The sequence below is a fragment of the Bacillus sp. MAG717A genome (assembly GCF_036884855.1).
GTDB lineage: Bacteria > Bacillota > Bacilli > Bacillales > Bacillaceae > Bacillus > Bacillus safensis.
This window is the reverse complement of record NZ_CP145733.1, coordinates 671,647-690,699: the sequence shown is the minus strand read 5'-3', so window position 1 is coordinate 690,699 and position 19,053 is coordinate 671,647. Positions and strand designations below refer to the sequence as shown.

At 41.7% G+C, this 19,053-nt stretch carries 12 protein-coding genes and 1 pseudogene; 9 read left to right on the top strand and 4 right to left on the bottom strand.

The genetic code is table 11. The annotated features are described in order from the left end of the window. Window positions 1–43: 43 nt before the first annotated feature. Window positions 44–1,411, top strand: coding sequence for an N-acetylglucosamine-specific PTS transporter subunit IIBC (gene nagE / locus V6Z54_RS03670; protein WP_075611025.1), 1,368 nt, complete (start codon window positions 44–46; stop codon window positions 1,409–1,411). A gap of 18 nt (window positions 1,412–1,429) precedes the next feature. On the opposite strand, the gene V6Z54_RS03665 is transcribed toward nagE, so the two are convergent. Continuing rightward, window positions 1,430–2,188, bottom strand: a complete 759-nt coding sequence (locus V6Z54_RS03665) for a DUF817 domain-containing protein (protein ID WP_041087224.1) — start codon at window positions 2,186–2,188, stop codon at window positions 1,430–1,432. A 195-nt stretch (window positions 2,189–2,383) separates the two neighbouring features. On the opposite strand from V6Z54_RS03665, the gene V6Z54_RS03660 reads away from it, so the two are divergent. Next, window positions 2,384–2,887 (top strand): DoxX family protein, encoded by a 504-nt coding sequence (locus V6Z54_RS03660; protein WP_024426621.1) that lies wholly within the window; start codon window positions 2,384–2,386, stop codon window positions 2,885–2,887. Window positions 2,888–2,930: 43 nt separating this feature from the next. Here V6Z54_RS03660 and V6Z54_RS03655 read toward each other — a convergent pair whose 3' ends face one another. Together V6Z54_RS03655 and V6Z54_RS03650 are read right to left on the bottom strand one after the other, a co-directional pair. Continuing rightward, window positions 2,931–3,518 (bottom strand): YjgB family protein, encoded by a 588-nt coding sequence (locus V6Z54_RS03655; protein WP_073978597.1) that lies wholly within the window; start codon window positions 3,516–3,518, stop codon window positions 2,931–2,933. Window positions 3,519–3,610: 92 nt separating this feature from the next. After that, entirely contained in the window at window positions 3,611–5,596 is a 1,986-nt protein-coding gene (locus tag V6Z54_RS03650; RefSeq protein ID WP_041087229.1) for an LTA synthase family protein, read from the bottom strand. A 579-nt stretch (window positions 5,597–6,175) separates the two neighbouring features. Here V6Z54_RS03650 and V6Z54_RS03645 point away from each other — a divergent pair. The 7 genes and pseudogenes from V6Z54_RS03645 (at window position 6,176) to V6Z54_RS03615 (ending at window position 14,707) form a co-directional block, all read left to right on the top strand. After that, on the top strand, window positions 6,176–7,834 hold the full coding sequence (locus V6Z54_RS03645) for a pyridoxal-dependent decarboxylase (RefSeq protein WP_338527711.1): 1,659 nt from the start codon (window positions 6,176–6,178) through the stop codon (window positions 7,832–7,834). 31 nt (window positions 7,835–7,865) lie between these two features. After that, a complete protein-coding gene (locus tag V6Z54_RS03640) occupies window positions 7,866–9,590 on the top strand; it encodes a methyl-accepting chemotaxis protein (RefSeq protein WP_041087233.1) in 1,725 nt (574 codons plus the stop codon). A gap of 156 nt (window positions 9,591–9,746) precedes the next feature. After that, window positions 9,747–10,133, top strand: a complete 387-nt coding sequence (locus tag V6Z54_RS03635) for a DUF1992 domain-containing protein (protein WP_024425857.1) — start codon at window positions 9,747–9,749, stop codon at window positions 10,131–10,133. 168 nt (window positions 10,134–10,301) lie between these two features. Continuing rightward, the gene (gene treP / locus V6Z54_RS03630) at window positions 10,302–11,738 is read left to right on the top strand and encodes a PTS system trehalose-specific EIIBC component (protein ID WP_338527710.1); all 1,437 of its coding nucleotides are present in this window, start codon (window positions 10,302–10,304) and stop codon (window positions 11,736–11,738) included. Window positions 11,739–11,753: 15 nt separating this feature from the next. Next, window positions 11,754–13,454, top strand: a complete 1,701-nt coding sequence (gene treC / locus V6Z54_RS03625; protein ID WP_338527709.1) for an alpha,alpha-phosphotrehalase — start codon at window positions 11,754–11,756, stop codon at window positions 13,452–13,454. Window positions 13,455–13,473: 19 nt separating this feature from the next. After that, complete coding sequence (treR, locus tag V6Z54_RS03620; RefSeq protein ID WP_338527708.1) at window positions 13,474–14,202, top strand: trehalose operon repressor; 729 nt, start codon at window positions 13,474–13,476, stop codon at window positions 14,200–14,202. A 72-nt stretch (window positions 14,203–14,274) separates the two neighbouring features. Further along, window positions 14,275–14,707: pseudogene (locus tag V6Z54_RS03615) on the top strand (terpene synthase). 38 nt (window positions 14,708–14,745) lie between these two features. Here the strand turns inward: V6Z54_RS03615 and V6Z54_RS03610 are convergent. Continuing rightward, window positions 14,746–19,038, bottom strand: coding sequence for a multifunctional 2',3'-cyclic-nucleotide 2'-phosphodiesterase/3'-nucleotidase/5'-nucleotidase (locus V6Z54_RS03610; protein WP_338527707.1), 4,293 nt, complete (start codon window positions 19,036–19,038; stop codon window positions 14,746–14,748). Between the last annotated feature and the right edge of the window lie 15 nt (window positions 19,039–19,053).

Below are 19,053 nucleotides of genomic sequence, written 5' to 3'. Positions count from 1 at the left end.
CATGAATGATTTGGTCATGATGATGACAAAGGGGGGAAATCAGATGGTGTTTCAGTTTTTTCAAAAGCTAGGAAAATCATTTATGCTTCCAATCGCTGTGCTTCCAGCAGCAGGGATTATTTTGGCCATTGGCCGGGAGGATGTATTCAATATCCCGTTTATTCATGCGGCAGGGAATGCAATTTTTGCGAACTTGGCTTTAATTTTTGCAATGGGTGTAGCGATTGGTATTTCAAAGGATGGGAACGGGGCAGCGGCATTATCAGGTGCAATCTCTTATTTTATTTTGTCAGCCGGTACCACGTCGATCAACTCAACCAACAATATGGGGGTATTGGGCGGTATTTTGTGCGGGCTTTTGGCAGGTTATGTTTACAATAAATTTAAGGATACGAAGCTGCCGGAATACTTAGGTTTCTTTAGCGGAAGGCGGCTTGTGCCTATTATGACCGCACTTTTCACCATTCTATTAGCAGCCGTTTTCGGATATGTATGGCCGCCGATTCAAAGTGTGATCAATGATTTAGGGGAATGGATTTTAAGTCTTGGTGCAACAGGGGCAGGGCTGTTTGGTTTCTTTAACCGATTGCTCATTCCATTAGGACTTCACCATGTTTTGAATAACTTATTTTGGTTTCAATTCGGGGAATTCAGCGGGGCAACAGGGGATTTAGCGCGATTCTTTAAAGGAGATCCAAGCGCGGGTGTCTTTATGACAGGATTCTTCCCAGTGATGATGTTTGGTCTGCCAGCGGCATGTCTAGCCATGGTTGTGACTGCAAAACCTGAGAAGCGAAAAGCAACAGCTGGTCTGATGATTGGAATGGCGCTTACATCATTTATTACAGGGATCACTGAACCAATTGAATTTTCTTTCATGTTTTTATCTCCACTTTTATATGGTGTCCATGCTATTTTAACAGGGCTTTCGCTTTTTATTGTGAACACCCTCGGGATTCATAGCGGCTTTGCCTTTTCAGCAGGTGCGATTGATTACGTCTTAAGCTTTGGCATAGCACAAAAACCGATCATGCTTCTTGTAGTAGGAATCATTTATGGCGTTGTGTACTTTGTCGTTTTCTATTTCCTCATTAAACTATTAAAGCTGAAAACACCAGGCAGGGAAGATGATGACATGGAAGATATCGCAACGGATGGTGCGGTGACGGCAAGAGGAGCAAGTATGCTCGTAGAGGGACTCGGCGGCAAAGACAATATCACCACCATTGATCATTGTGCCACACGTCTTCGCTTAACAGTAGAGGATACTGATTTATTAAATGAAGGTACATTGAAAAAAGCAGGTGCCAAAGGGGTGCTGACTTCTGGAAAAACATCCGTACAAATAATCATTGGAACGAATGTAGAATTTGTCGCAGATGATCTCCGCAAGGAAGTCGATCGAGATTAAAAAAAGCGTTCAGCCAGCTCAAACGGGCTGAACGTTTTTTTGTTTGCGCTGTTCGATCACTAGCACAATACTGATCACAACGAGTAAGAACCATGAACTAATTTTCCCTAGATGAACAATGGACCAAGCATGCTGCTGATTTGGATATTGCCATGCGCCTAAAAAGGTGGTGACATTTTCGGCAATCCAAATGAAAAAGCCAATCAGAAGAAATGAAACAACAAGCGGCATTCGAAAGGAAGACGGGCCAACCTGAAACGAAACCGACGTTTTCCGAAACACAACAACAAGCAGACATGTCAGCCACCATCTGACATCATAGAGCCAGTGATGCGTAAAAAAATTGAGATAAATGCACAAACTGATTCCTATTGAAAGAAATGGATGAGGCCAGTCGGTCACTTTTACATGAAGTCGTGAAAATGCCTGATAAATATAACTAGCCACACTTGCATACATAAAGCCGCTATAAAGTGGAACCCCGAATATTTTTGTATAAGCTTCTTCTGGGTAGGACCAAGAGCCCATATGTACTTTATACACTTCCAAACAGATTCCTATGAGATGAAATAGACAAATGACCTTTAGCTCCGTCCAAGTCTCCAGCCGCAGCGTGAGCATCAGGATCTGAGCTGCGAGGCAAAGCATTAGAATGAAATCATACCGGTGAAGAAAAGGAATAGACACCGTCTTTGATAGGGCAAGCGCCGCAAAGATCATGACGGGAAATAGACATGAGATGGCCTGTAAATAAGCAAAATGAAATAGTGTTTTCATCCAAAATTAAACCCCTTTTTACTGTTTGAAATGACTTAGACGGTTTTCGTAAGGGAAAAGTTTACCTCAAATAGATATTCATGAACAATTTGTGAATATATATGTGAAAAAGATCACAAATAAGATATAGCATAGTATAATAAGATCATAAAGAAAATGTGAAATATTTCACATAATTTAAAAGGAGGCATCATCATGTTTACAAAATTCTTACAAACGAATGTATGGGCAGCCGTTATCCTTTTGGCAGCAAGACTTTATATCGGATGGACTTGGCTGACATCTGGTATTGGAAAACTAACAGGTGGATTTGATGCATCAGGCTATTTGCAATTTGCGATATCTGAACCTGTCGTCAAAGATGGTCATCTTGTGTATCCATTCTATGTATGGTTTTTAGAAAATGTCGCTTTGCCAAATGCCGGGCTATTCAGTGCCATGGTTATGTGGGGAGAAATCTTAGTAGGCCTAGGATTAATCGTTGGATTGTTTACAACAACGGCAGCCTTTTTTGGAAGCGTGATGAATGTCTCTTTCTTATTAGCTGGAACCGTCTCTGTGAATCCGCTTCTTCTTCTGATCGCGGTCTTCATCATGGCAGCGAAAGGAAATGCCGGAAAACTTGGTCTTGATTATGTAGCAGGTCCAGTCCTCAAACGAAAACTGAAAAGAAAGCCGCAATTAGAAGTGGCATCATAATAAAGAAAAGCATCCAGAGCATGTGCTCAGGATGCTTTTTTATTTAAGAATTGGCTTTTATCAAGTTGATATGCAGCACGGTGAGTTCATGCTGGCTGATATCAGGATCATGTCCAACGATAAATTCGAGCTCATAATCACCGGTTCGATACACATATTTTTTCTCTTTTGTTTGCGGGATGGTGCTCACTGAATCCGCTGATCCGAGCTGTTTCTTTAGTAGTGCAGGGGTCATTCCGCCAATATTCGTTTCTTTTTCTACATTCGTTCCGAAATAACGGATTTCATCAATCTTGCCTTTTGCATCATAATGAAAAGCAAATCCGGGATTCCCCATTTCAGCATGATAGAGATCAAAGCTGCTTTGGCCTGTTTCTGGATATGGATTTCCGAGCTTATGATGAACGTCTTTTTTGGTTTGAACGCCTATTTTGAGCCCTTTTGCATAGTAAGGCATCTGCCCTTTATGTGCCAGCTCATAAATGCTGTTAAGCGTGGCTTTTGGACCTTGAGGAACGGATTGCTCTGCTGCCGGTTTGGTCATGGCGTGTGCTGAGACCGCAGGGCTGAAACCGAATAAAGCGGACGAAGCAAGCGAGGCAGTCACGACAAAAGCTGCTGTTTTCTTCATGATAAATCCCTCCTTCTTCTCCTATACCCGGTGCAATCATGATCAAACGTGAAAAGAACCAGCTGATCAAGGATCGGCTGGTTCTTAAAAAGTTATTTTGAGGAAGAGCTGGATTCATCTTTGGCGGAAGAGGAATCCTTTTCATCCTGTACTTTTTTTGTATAGTCATAATCGCTGCGGTCAATCGGTGTAAAGCCTTTAGGCTTGTAGAAACGGAGTAAATCTTCGGTGACAATCTTATCAGATGTCTCCAGCATCTTTTTCACCGTTTCATTTTCTTGTGATGCTTTGTCAGTTGGCTCGATTTTCTCGCCTGTTTTGTTGCTGTAATAGTTATTGCCTACTTTCGTGTAGTCCTTAGACACGAAGTCACCGTTTCTAAATGGCACAAGCTCTTTAAAGTTCTTCGATAAGATATCAGAACCAGACATTAAATAGTTCTTCGTATCATCGCCAAGCAGGTGCAGAAGGGTTGGTGCGACGTCGACTTCACCAGAGTATTTATGAATCTGACCGCCTTTTACGCCAGGTACATGGATAAAGAGCGGCACACGCATGAGCTGTGCATTTTCATAATCTCCAATTTTTTGTCCAGTCACTTTTTCCATCGCTTCATTATGGTTTTCAGAAATGCCGTAATGATCTCCGTACATAATGACGACTGTGTTGTCATAGAGACCTGACTTTTTCAAATCGTTGAAGAACTGTTCAATCGCTTCATCTAAATAATGAGCCGATTGGAAGTAGTTATCGACGACAGAGTCACCGAAGTCACCAGGTTCGAAATCAGTGTCACCTTCGTCCATTCCAAATGGGAAATGGTTCGATAAGGTAATGAATTTCGAATAAAACGGCTGCTTCAGGTTTTTAAGCATTGGCATCGATTCTTTGAAGAACGGTTTGTCTTTCAGTCCGTAGTTCTTCGTATCCTGCTCGTTCATATCGTAGTATTCAGAATCGTAAAATCTGTCATACCCAAAGGATTTAAACATTTCATTACGGTTCCAGAAGGTTTTCGTATTGCCATGGAATTCGGCTGACGTATATTGATCCTTCTTCAAAATACCAGGAAGTGCTTGATACGTGTTTTGCGCTTTGTTAATAAAAACAGAGCCCTGTGATAATGGGAATAATCCAGTATCCATCATAAATTCAGCATCTGACGTTTTTCCCTGTCCTGTTTGATGGAAGAAGTTATCAAAGTAAAACGTTTTGTTGTCGTGTGCCAATGAGTTAAGGAACGGCGTTACTTCTTTTCCATTCACTTTATAATCAATGACAAAGTTTTGCAGAGATTCAAGAGAAATTGTAATGACGTTCATGCCTTTCGCTTTCCCGTAATAAGCCGGGTTAGGATCAGCGCTGTTCGCTTTTAAATAATTCTCTACATCTGTCACGTCATTTGAATTTGCGAGAGCACGCTGGCTGTTTGATTTCACATTTTGAATGGCATCAAACACAGTAAAGTTATAAGCACCTAAATATTTAACTAAATAATTGCGGTCGAACGATCTTGATAAAAGCTCTGGACGATCGATCTCTGCAGCAACTAAGTTCAAAACAAAGATCACAACAGAGGACACAAGGACGAGTCTAAACGATTTTGGCTTTTGAACAGGTACAGTCGTGGCTGTACTTGTTTGCTGCTGCCTTTTCATGCGGACTGCAAGTACGATCAAAATGATTGTATCAATAAAGTAAAACACATCAGTCCAACGCATGAGTGAAAATGCACTATCACCTAATTGTCCGCCATTCGTTCCTGCCTGCATCACTGTAGGCAGCGTGATAAAGTCATTGAAGAATCGATAGTACACGATGTTTGCGTATAGTAAAAAAGACATGAAAAAGTGAATCACAATGATAGCGGCAGGCTGCCATTTTTTCTTGAACAATAAAGCAAAGCCAAGAAAGAACAAGCTGGAGCTAATAGGATTCACGAAAAGCAAAATATGCTGAAGCACATTTGATATACCGAGTTTAAATTCGATTAAATACGCTGAATACGTTTTGAGCCAAAGTAAGATGGCTGCAATCAGAAAGAAGCCGAGACCTCTTTTTTGAATAAATGTTTTCATATAAACACTCCTTTTCTCCGATACACGGAAGAGGCGGAACGAAAGAAAACGAACCATTAGAATATACCATGAAATGCACAAATAGAAAAGTCATAACCGGAGAAGAGCCTTTTCAAGCATGTCCGAGCAATAAAAGGTGAGAAAATGAAAATATTCGCCCGTCGAAAAACTTTTTAAGAAAATCGACCTATTATTGACAGAAAATTCAGTAATTTTCCAGTTGTTATATCAATAAAACAGGTAAAAAGGCGTAAGCCTAAAGGATTAATTTAATCTCTACAATGGTTATTTAGAGAGTATTTCCATTGTTTATTAATGTTTATGCAGGTTAAGCAAAAAAAATGAGCAATGGAATGGAATAATATGATGGATAAAAATTCCTCTTGTAAGATATATCGATATATTTTTGTATTTCGCGAACATAATGGTTTTGATGTGTTTTTTAAGGGTTTCATTTATTTTAATAAGTGAACAAATTATCTAAATATACTTAAGTGAACATATCGAGACTATAAACTTCTGAATTGGGGTCGATATAGACAGTGACAGGAAATCTTCCATTGAAAGGATTGATAGTATATGACTGTACGAGCAGAGAACCTCGTTCAGAACTGGTTTCCGAGTGAGGACGGAAATGCAGGAGAGCGTAAAGAACTCGTCAAATTGATGGAGCAGATCATTTCAGGGGTCGATGACCTGAAGGATCCCAACCGTGCACACCTTAAAGGTGATAAGAATCGTGGGGAGGACTTTTACAAAAAGCTCACTGAAACAAGTCAAATTCCGATGAACGGCCAGCAAGCGGAACTTGTGAATGAAGAATTACTGAAGCTTCTACATAACCATCCATACCACACCAAGTATTTCTTCACGAACATTTTGCCAATGGCAAGTACACCAGGAATTTTAGGCATGCTGACAGCTATGCTGGTAAACGGAAACAACCTATGGGATGTTTATGGACCAGCAGGTGCGGAAGCTGAGGTCAGAGTGGTCTCAATGATGTCTAAGCTCATCGGATATGATCCAAATGTGAGCGGGGGATACACAACATGGGGAGGTCAAGGAGCGATTTTTTCAGGACTTCGTTTAGCGATCGCAAAAGCAGCGCCGGAGTCACTGCGAAAAGGAGTTCCGCAAAATCTTTATGCGTTTTGTTCTGATGCTGCACATTACAGCTTATTTAAGTCAATGGAAGCAACAGGACTTGGCACAAACAACTTAATCAGAATTAAGACAAATAAAGATCATTCAATGGATATGGAAGATTTGCGTTGTCAAATGGAACGTGTTGCACAGGGTGGCGGGATTCCCGTTTATATTGTGGCAACAACCGGAACAACAGATGCCATTGCAATTGATGATGTAAAAGGGGTACGTGAAACAGCAGAAGCGATTGCTGAAAAGTATGATCTGAAGGTGCCGCATATTCATGCAGATTCGGCGCTGGGTGGATTCTTTGCTTTCTTTAATGAGTATGATGTATCAGAAAACCCGCTGCAATTCTCAGACGGTGTTCTTCGTATGCTAAAAGAAATCAAAGCGAAATTCCAGCATCTTTCTCTTGCAGACTCGATGTGCTTTGATTTTCAAAAGCTCGGCCAAACACCTTACACATCCAGTTTATTCTTAGTGAAAAACGCTGCTGACCTAAAGCGTTTGGATCTGGAAGAACAAGAGACTCCATATGTTGGCCATAGAGGATACGGGGAATACCATACGGGTTATACACTAGAGTGCTCAAGAATGGGAAGCTCAATCAGCATGCTGAGTGTGCTGTTAACGTTTGGGATTGAAGGCTACCAGCGTTTGCTCGGTCAATTCTTAGAAGTAAACCTTGCCTTCAGAGAAGCACTTAGTAGGGAAATTCCGCAAGCAGAAGTCGTCAATGATGACAATGTTGGAATGGCTACATTATTTAGAATTTACCTAGGCGGCTCACCGCGTTTTCAAGAAGAGATTTCTGGCGTGGCGACTTCAATGGAAATTGAGCGGAACAATGAATTGAACAAAATGCTGTTTGAAAAACTTGGAGAGAAAAGAGACGAGATGTTCTTTGGCGATACAACGAAGTTTTTACTTGTAAACTCAAAAGAAGGTCAAGATTTCTATCTAAGTGTTAGTAAGTTTTTTGTCATCTCACCTTATACGTTACCAGAGCATATCCCTCATATCGTATCCTATTTAAAAGATGTGATTGTATCTGTTTGTGGACAATTTGAAAATGTACATGCTTAAATTAAATCTGAGAGTGGAGATGTAGGAAAAAATGGCGAAACAAAGGAAATTTGGAGGATACACGATATCCTCTAAAATCATGTCAGTCGTTACCGTAACATTACTCGCAACCGTTGCATTATTCGTTCTAACATTTTATCTAGTCAGCCAGGATTTATCATCCCAGTTATTAAAGCAATTTGATTATCGATTAACAACAGATATTGATACCGCCAAAAAAGAAATCGATAACATCGATGGAAACGTGCTCAGCATTAGCGGGAAGGATGATCCCATTTATGTCGATATCAAGAAGAAATTCACAGAGCTTCAAAAAGATCATACGCTTGAGAACTTATACGTGTTATCTAATAAAGGTGGTAAAGAAAGAATTATCGTATTAACTGGAGAAGACAATGATTTTGACCAGGATTATGCATTTTCAGATGAGATGAAGCAAGCTCTTTCTGAAGATAAAATGGTCAAAAGTGATATTTACCATGATTCATATGGAACACATAAATCAGTCTTTTTGCCAATCAAAGATTCAGGCGGTGAGCTGACAGGGATTTTAGGGATAGATTTAGATGCGTCAATTGTTCCAGCCACAACGAAGAAGCTGACAATCTACATTACGGTTGCATCTGCTATTGTGCTCATCGGTGGATTGCTCTTCTCCTTTATCATGGGAAGAAGAATTGCGAAACCAGCACGTTCATTGATGGAATCAGCGAACCGAATTGCTGACGGTGATTTAACTGGAATGGTAGAAGTTGAGAGTAAAGACGAGATCGGCCAGCTTGCCGCATCCTTCCAAAAGATGCAGGGACGGATCAAAGAGCTCATTTCGAAAATCTCGCACTCATCTAGTGAAGTATCAAAAATGTCTTCACAGCTTCGCACGGTGACGAACGAATCAAGTCAAAGTGCGCAGCAAGTGTCAGAAGCCATGACGAATATGAGTGAAGGAATCAATGATTCTGTCGCAAATATTACGGATTGTACGACATCTGTTGCAGAGATCGATACTCAAATCGAAGGCGTCACAAAAGAAGTCGATGAAATGAAATCTGTTTCATCTGACGTACAGGAGCAGTCAGAATCTGGTCAAAAACTTGTGAACCATGTGCTTGAGCATCTGAATTTGTTACATGACAAGATGACCAACTCAAAGCAGGCAGCAGAAGAATTACAATCCCATTCAACGGAGATTGAAAGTGTGATCTCAATTATTACGGACATTTCAGCACAAACGAATCTTCTTGCACTGAATGCTTCCATTGAAGCGGCACGTGTTGGGGAAGAAGGAAAAGGGTTTGCTGTTGTGGCAGATGAGGTACGTAAATTAGCAGAGCAATCAGCAGATGCAGCTAAAACTGTTTCAGACCTCGTTATCGGTACACAGGAGAACAGCCAGCGTGTTCTTGAAAGCGTAGAGGAAAGTAGTAAAGCAGTGGAAGAGGGACGTGAGCAAATGGAAGGCACGTCACAGAACTTCGCTGTGATTTACGACGGTGTATCTCAGTTTTCAAGAAGAACGAACAATTTGCTTGCTTCTATTAAGCAAGTTGAGCGAGCATATCAAACGATTTCTACATCGATTGAGCAAATTTCTGTTGTATCGGAAGAACATGCAGCCAGCTCACAAGAAGTGGCCGCAGCAACAGAACAGCAAAGTGCTGGTATGCAGCAAATTTCAAGTGCAATTGAACAGCTCTCTGACATGTCAGAGGACTTAGCACAAATGGTCTCAACTTTCAAAATCGACAAGAAATAACGAGAAAGGGCTAAAATATTTTAGCCCTTTTTCTCTTTTCAGTGAAGTAGGGATGAGCACCGAATGCGGTTTGTCTAGACGCTGAAGCTGGCTCTTGTGAGAGAGTCAGCTTTTTTGCTATGCTTAATCCATACTTGCGGCGAAAGGAGATACGCCATGGATTTTGCGCAGAGATTATCAGAAGAACGGATCAAAAAAGCGATGGATAACGGGGCTTTTGAAGGATTATCTGGCTTTGGGAAGCCTCTGCCAAAAGATGACGCTGCTCATGTACCAGAAGAACTTAGAATGGGCTACCGCATCATGAAAAATGCCGGATTTGCTGGAGAAGAAACAGCGCTGAAAAAAGAACTTATGACTGTCAAAGAATTACTTCAATCGAGTATAGATGGAGAGGAAAGAAAGAAACTGTCTCTCATATGTGAAGAAAAACAAAAACGTCTGGATGAACTTACATCTAAGCGTCAAACTTTTGCCCGCCCAGCCTCCTCCTTTTACAAAAACAAGGTCTACGAGAAATTAACAGAGCATAAAAAAAGATGATGACACGCTGCCTCTCCCTGAACACATTGAGGGGGCTTTTTTTATGTAAGCGCTACATTTTATTGTTGACTACATGTATATACAAATATAAAATATGAAGTGAACATGTATATACAAGTTTTTTGGTTCTTTTTTCTTATATAAAAAAACGATCTCGGAGGGGATAGTATGGCTGATTATCAGGCAGCAGCAGATCAGATTGTGAAAGCCATCGGCGGCAAAGAAAATATTGATCAAGCGACACATTGTGTAACAAGGCTGCGCTTTGTGCTGAAAGATGAAGGCAAGGTGGATGAAAAAGCACTTGAACAAATTGATGAAGTGAAGGGATCTTTCTCAGCGAACGGTCAATACCAAGTTGTTATCGGTCAAGGGGTCGTCAATCGAGTATATGCCGAAATGGTCAAAAGGACGGGAATTGGGGAAGCCACAAAAGAGGACGTCAAGCGTGCCTCTGATCAAAAATTGAATCCATTGCAGCGTGCTGTGAAAACGCTTGCGGATATCTTTATACCGATTCTTCCTGCTATCGTCACAGCCGGTTTATTAATGGGGATTAATAATATTTTAACAGCTCCTGATATTTTCTTCGATCAAAAATCGATTGTGGATGTTTACCCGGCATGGGCTGATTTAGCGAATATGATCAACTTAATTGCTGGCACTGCCTTCACGTTCCTGCCAGCATTAATTGGCTGGTCAGCTGTGAAGCGGTTTGGGGGGAATCCGCTTTTAGGGATGGTCCTCGGTCTGATGCTCGTACATCCAGACTTGTTAAACGCATGGGGCTATGGAGCGGCTGAGAAGACAGGTGACATTCCTGTTTGGAACTTGTTTGGCCTTGAAGTGCAGAAGGTTGGCTATCAAGGACAGGTTCTTCCGATACTCGTTGCCTCCTATTTACTTGCAAAGCTCGAATTATTTATCACAAAACGGACACCTGAAAGTATTCAGCTGTTAGTTGTTGCACCGATTACGTTATTAGTCATTGGATTTTTATCATTTATCGTCATTGGACCTGTTACATTTGCAATCGGTAACGTTTTAACATCTGGACTTGTAGCGGTATTCCAGAAATTCGCAGCACTTGGCGGTCTATTATATGGCGGACTATATGCAGCATTAGTCATTACAGGAATGCACCATACGTTCCTTGCTGTTGATATTCAATTGATTAACTCAAAGCTGCACGGCACGTTCCTCTGGCCAATGCTTGCGCTGTCCAATATCGCACAAGGATCAGCTGCACTGGCAATGATGTTTGTCTTAAAAGATGAAAAGCAAAAAGGACTTTCGCTGACATCAAGTATTTCTGCTTATTTAGGAATTACTGAACCGGCCATGTTTGGGGTCAATCTGCGATATCGATTCCCATTTATTTTTGCACTAATCAGCTCAGGATTAGCCGGTATGTTTATCGCATCTCAAGGGGTGCTGGCAAGCTCAGTTGGTGTTGGCGGCATTCCAGGAATCTTCTCCATTATCCCGAAATATTGGGGTGCATTTGCAATCGGAATGGTCATTGTACTCATCCTCCCATTCATCGGCACTCTTTTATATGCAAAACTAAAAAAGAAGAAGGATTTTTCAGACGAACTTAACTAGTGGTGGTGAAGGAAAATGAATCAACAAACAAATGAACCGTGGTGGAAAAAAGCGGTGGTCTATCAAATTTATCCGAAAAGCTTTTTAGATACAACCGGCTCTGGGACAGGTGATATCAATGGCGTGACGAAAAAGCTTGATTATATCAAAGAGCTTGGGGCGGATTGTATTTGGCTCACGCCAATGTATGAGTCCCCGCAGCATGACAACGGCTATGATATTAGTGATTATACAAAAATCCATGACATGTACGGCACAATGACAGATTTTGAACGCATGCTGAAGGAAGCGCATGAGAGGGGAATACGAGTCATTATGGATCTAGCCGTTAACCATACATCCATTTTCCATGAGTGGTTTCAAGCCTCGCGTGAGTCAAAGGATAACCCTTATCGAGATTATTATATTTGGAAGGAGCCAAAAGCGGATGGATCTCCGCCGAATGATTGGCAGTCGAAATTTGGCGGTCCAGCCTGGGAACTGGACGAAGTAACAGGAGATTATTATCTTCATTTATATGATGTCACTCAGGCGGATCTCAATTGGGAGAAGGATGAAGTGCGCAGGAAAGTATATGACATCATGCACTTTTGGTTTGAAAAAGGAATTGATGGGTTCAGGCTGGATGTCATTAACAATATCTCAAAGGATCAGCGTTTCTTAGATGATGCCGGCCAATCTGTGCAAGGGGACGGCCGCATGTACTATACGGATGGTCCGAGAATTCATGAATTTTTGCATGAAATGAACCAGGAGGTTTTTTCGAAATACGATAGCATGACAGTGGGAGAAATGTCTTCAACGAATATCGCGGACTGCATTCGGTATACAAGACCTGATCGGCAGGAGCTGGATATGACGTTTAACTTCCATCATTTAAAGGTGGATTATCCAAACGGTGAAAAGTGGGCGATCGCACCATTTGATTTTCAAGAATTGAAGTCGATTCTGTCTGAATGGCAGACGAAAATGCATGAGGGCGGCGGCTGGAATGCGCTGTTCTGGTGCAATCATGATCAGCCGCGTATTGTCTCAAGGTATGGTGATGATGACACGTATCATCAGCAATCAGCGAAGATGCTGGCGACCACGATTCATCTCATGCAGGGGACTCCTTATATTTATCAAGGTGAGGAAATTGGCATGAAGAATCCTCGCTTTGAGGACATTTCGTCATACCGTGATATCGAATCACTCAATATGTACGAAGTCATGCTTGAAAAGGGGAAATCAAAGGAAGAAGCACTCGCCATTTTACAGGTCAAGTCAAGAGATAATGCGAGGACACCAATGCAGTGGACCTCAGAGAGGAATGCAGGTTTCTCAACAGGAACGCCTTGGATTGAGCCAGCCAATAACGACATTTCGGTCGAGGCTTCATTAAAAGACCAGACGTCCATTTTCTATCATTACCAAGCCCTTTGCAGACTGCGTAAAGAACTTGACGTGATCACATATGGCAGCTTCTCCTTACTCCTAGCAGAAGATCCAAAGATTTTTGCTTATGTTAGAGAAAGCAAGGATGAGAAGCTCCTCGTGATCAACCACTTTTATGCAGGTGAGGCGCACTTTACGCTTCCTGATGAGCTTGTGCAGGCTGCTGATGAGATGGAGTGTCAAGTGCTGTTATCCAATTATGAGGATGTGCCGGTAAATATCAGGGGATTTACGTTGCGCCCATATGAGTCAATCGTTTATCATTTAACCAAACGCTAGAAAATGGGGCGGAGGGAAAATGAAAGAGAATAAGTTTCGAGTGATTTATGATCAGCTCGCAAGACGAATTGAACAAGGTGAATGGCAGGATAAAGGTATCCTTCCATCAGAGCATGAGCTTTCGATCATGTACGACACGTCTCGGGAGACGGTGAGAAAGGCATTAAATATTCTTGTGCAAAATGGCTATATCCAAAAAATCCGCGGGAAAGGCTCTGTATTGCTGAATCGGGAGAAAATGCAGTTCCCTGTATCAGGTCTTGTCAGCTTTAAAGAGCTTTCCAAAACGCTTGGCCGAAAGACAGTTACAACGGTTCATGAATTTGGTTTAATCAAACCGGATCAGTATATTCAGTCTCATCTAAAAATTGACGAACAGACGGACGTCTGGAAAGTCATTCGCTCTCGCAATATTAGCGGGGAAGAAGTGATTTTAGACAAGGACTACTTTTTGCAAAAGCATGTCGAAGTATTGTCTAAAGACATATGCGAAGGATCAATCTACGAGTATATTGAAGGAGAACTCGGTGTATCAATCAGCTATGCTCAAAAGGAATTTGTGGTAGAGCCATGTACAGAAGAGGATGCGAAGTACCTTGATTTGAAGGGATTTGACCATGTCGTCGTGGTAAAGAATTATGTGTTCTTAGAGGATACGAGTCTATTTCAATACACAGAAAGCCGTCACCGATTAGACCGCTTCAGATTCGTCGACTTTGCTAGAAGAGAAAAAATGGACAGAGCATAGGCTCTGTCCTTTTCAGGTTTTGGAGAAACGGGGATATACACAACGACAAAATTTTGATTTATAGGAGGAAAAATGATTAGACTGAATCGACCACTAAAATTACGGGATTTAGAAATTTTTAGCGTGATGAAAGATCATCGAATATTATGTTACGTCATCATTGAAGATACTCGAAAACCGTTTACGGAAGAAGATAGAAAACTAGATCCATTATTATATGGATGAAGACGATATACAGGCGATTTTGAATGTGTTTCATATTTCAATTATTAATGATGAAAAGTTAAGTGAAGAAGATTTAACTCTTGTAGAGGATTATTTTGCTGATTTTGTGAATAATACGAACTTAACGAATTTTATTATAAGAGATTATGTTCAAGAGGATTTATATGCCATCGATGATGAAGATGATATCACGTTCTTTAATAGAATGCTGCGTCATATAGGATCAGATGATGTGAAACAATTTGATAAACGCAATTGGATTTATTTATCTCAAGATTGAGTTGAGAAAAGACAGAGCATAGGCTCTGTCCTTTTCTTTTAGGATGATACATTTTTTCTTGTACGCTTACGTTGGTAGTAATAGAGGATACCGCCTGAGGCAAGCATGAGTACGCCAATCAATACAGCTGTATACATCATTGTTGCTGTATTCGGCAGTGTGCCGCCTGGGAGTCCGGTTCCATCTTGGTTTGGATCTGTACCTGTACCTTCGCCTGGCGCTGAAGTTCCGCCGTCTCCACCAGTTTGATCTGGCGTTGTTCCAGCTGCCCCGCTTTGGTTGAGTACGGTGTATTCGCTGAAGTGCTCAGTTTGACCTGAAACGACCCCATTTTCGAATGATCCATTACTTGTTTTGGCATAACGATTTTTCTTGCGGTCTACATAATATACACCAGGTTTCTTTGCCTTTTGAGGCTCATCTAATGTAAAGGATAGTGTAACTGGATCTTTAAAGGTAGAAACCTTTTTCTGATCTTGTTTGATTTGGAAATCATACGTATCCGTTAATGCATTTTTCACCTTATCCGTCTTTGTCATCGATATTTCTGCGTTTTTCTCGGACAAGTTAGAGAGCGGTAATGCGAGTCCCACTTTGTCATGATAGATAGTGACGTTCGGATCTTGCTCTCTTTTCTTCAGCTCGGCTACCTGTGCTTTTGATAGAGACAATTGAACGTTTTTCGCTTCGCTCGCTTTGTCTAAATAGAGCAATGCTTTGTTTGTATGCTGCACATACGTTTGGAATTTCTCATCATCTTGAATGTCATAGGCGCCTTTTCCTTTCGCACGTGGAAGGAACACTTCTTTCACTCGATGATCGATGACAGGAGAAATATGCCCGCCGTCTGCCTGTTCAATTTGCTCCTTGAAGATTTCATAGTCAACATAGCCTAAGTCTTCGCCGTGAGAGGCTTCTGTAAAGACGCTGTAGCCATCGCCGCCTGTCCCGACAAATGCGTTTGTTGCCACGCGGTATGTTTTCTTATCATCAATGTCTGTTAGTTTGCCGTTTTTGTCTTTCAGTTTGACATCAATGAGTCTGCTGCCAGCTGGTTTACTCAGTGTAAACGTATATTCAATGCCGGCTACATGAGGGAATGCGCCGCCGCCTTCCTCAATGCCTGAAAGCCCTTGTTCGAGCGCTTTCTTAATTTGGCTGCCTTTTAAATCCGCGACATAGAGGGTGTTTCCGAATGGCATGACCGTTAAAATATCACCTAAAGTGATATCTCCTTTTTCAATGCTGCCTCGAATACCGCCGCCGTTTGTGATGGCAAGATCAGCACCAGCAGATTCCTGCGCTTTCTTCAGCATACCGTCAGCGATAAAGTTCCCAAGGTTCGTTTCCTTCGCCCGGACATGCTCTCGTTGTCCATCTAAGAGGACATCGGTAGAACCGACTTTTTCCGTTTTTAAATCTTGAATATCTGCCTTGTACTGATCGAGGATTGCTTTTGCATCGGCATCTTCTTTGACAGAGTCATCGATGGTGATGAGGTCAAAAGAAGAATTCTTTGGCTGTACGACTCCTTTTTGATCAAAGGCCACGTCTACTTTTCCTAAGAATTGTCCGTAGTCTTTTACCTGCGCGACAATCGTTGGTTCTTTCTTATCGACGACCTTTAATTTTTCAACAAGGGTGTGTGTGTGACCGCCAATGATTAAATCAATACCGTCTACTTTTTGAGCCAGCTCAAGATCACGGTTATAGCCAATGTGTGTTAAAGCAATGATTTTGTTGATTTTTTCTTCTGTTTGAATGGTGTTGACTGTTTCTTTTGCTTTCTTGTATGCATCCTTGAATTGAATGTTAGGGCCGCTGCTGGATGTAATGGCCGTGTCTTCAGTGGTTAAGCCGAATACCGCCACCTTTTCACCGTTTACATCAAGCAGGATGTATGGGTAAATCCCAGCTTCTTTTTTCTCACCAGCTTTAAATGTGACTGGCTTTTTCACTAAGCTGCTCAATTGTTTCTCCTTAGAGACATCAACGTTCGATGACACAATCGGGAATGCAGGCTTTTCAAATTGATGACGGTTTTTCGCATCTACATCTGATGCATCACCTGTCAGGAATTGACGAAGTACAGAAGGACCTTTGTCAAATTCATGATTACCAAACGTCATGGCATCATATTTCATTAAGTTCATCAGTTTGAGGTCGGCAAGTCCTTGCCATTTTGTGAAATATAGGTCACCAGAGAAGACATCTCCAGCATCTAATAAAATGTTGTTTTTGCTTTCGGCTCGAACTTCTTTAATTTTTGTTGCACGTCTTGCCGCATCATCAAGGTGGGCATGTGTATCGTTTGTATGCATCACCGTTAAACTCCAGTTGTCCGATGCAGGCGGTTCTGTGGGGCCATCCTCTTTAAAGGCTAGCTTGTACACGCCAAGACCATCTGTGCTGGCGTTACGAACAAAGTCTACGCTGTTTGATTTTTCAGCGAACGGCTTAGCTAAAAGAGAAGATTCGAATGTGACTGTTGCGCCTTTGATTGGTGCAATGGACCAGTTTTGATCCGCACTTGGGTTGATGGTTTTTTGTTCGATAATATAATCCATCAGCACTTGGCGGTTCTCATCAGCTGAGGCAAGCACCACTTTATCTTGCGTCAGATGAGGGAAGCCCCCGCCGCCAGAAGCTCGATAGTTGTTCGTTACGACTAAAAATTCTTGATTGTCAGAGACTGGTTTCCCGTTGTAGGACAGGTTTTTGATGCGGTTTGCATTCGCATTGACCAGAGTGCCTGTTGTGCTGTACTTAGCAGGCTGCGTCACATCGACTTGATAGGTGACACCATCGATCACATCAAAGTTATACGAGCGGTATTCTTCGTTTAAAATAGGCTGTTCATTTGAATCGTTTGGTTTGATTTGATTAAACTGTCCGGCCGACATCTCGAGCCAGTCTTTCACTTCACTGCCTTTCAGTTTGACAATTTGCACGGTGTTATCGTAAAGGTAGAGATCGCCGATATTTTTAATCGCTAAATCACCTTTTGCGATATTCGTATAATAATTTACACCGTTTCGGCCGCCGGCTTTAAACGGGGCGCCTGCAGATAAAATCGGTAAGTTTTTGTATGATGTATCCTTCATTTTTTCTTGTGCATACCATTTTTGTGCATCTGTCACAATTTGAATAGAAGGATCGTCCATCACTTGAGCAAAAAAGCTGTTAATGTCTGCTTCTGTTTTACCAACAGGTTTTCTTACATAATCAAGTGTGTTTTGATGCGTCGTTTGAATGGCATCTTTCACAGTGCTGTTTTGAGAGGTGACTCCTGCAACAGATTCAATCTTTCCTATTCCATCTGTGACTTTCCATTTGCTGCCGTCAGGCTCTAATGTTAAATCAATGACTCCGAGGTAGCTTCCCCAGTTTTTTGACATGACGACAGGAATGCCGTTGATGGTTCCTTTTGAGACATCGAATTTGTCGACGCCGCTATATTCAGTGCTTGGGAATGTGCCGTGCTGGTGGCCGGACACGATTGCATCGATGCCTTTTGTTTTCGTGGCAAGGTCAAAGATCATATTTTCTGATCCTTTAGGTGAAGCGGTTTTTTCAATTCCAGTATGGGCAAGAGCGACGATGATATCTGCGCCTTTTTCCTTCATTTCAGGAATGGTTTCATTCGCAGATTCGACGATATCCTGCACTTGAACTTGTCCATCTAAATGCTTCTTATCCCACGTCATAATTTGCGGTGGAACGAATCCTATGTAACCGACTTTCACTGTTTGTGAAGCTCCGTTTGCGTCTTTAAAGGTTTTATCTTGGATCACATAAGGCGTAAAACGGTGTTCTCCATTTAACTTTTTGACGTTCGCATTGACAATCGGGAAGTTAGCGCCGGCAATGGTACCATCAAGGAATGCTAATCCGTAGTTAAATTCATGATTGCCAAGTGTTCCTGCATCGTACTTTAGTTTGTTGAGTGTATGAATAATGGGGTGAACCTTTGTTTGATTAATGATGCGGTCTTTCTCATTTTTGTAAACGTATTCTCCAAGAGGGGTTCCTTGAATCAGGTCTCCGTTATCAACAAGGAGTGTATTTGGATTTTGTGAACGGTGCTTTTCAATTAGCTCGGCTGTTTTTGCCAAACCAAATTCATTTGTTTCTTTGTCGCTGTAATAATCGTAATTCATCATGTTCGCATGAACATCCGTTGTGGCTAAGATGCTGACTTTTACGGCATTGCCGTTTTCTATTGCTGCATGAGTAGGTACTGCTGGGAGAATGAGACTAATCATCATAATGGAAGTGAGCAGAATAGACAGGTTTTTCCTTCGTTTAGACCTATTTGTTTGCTTCTTCACCTGATCTCCGCCTTT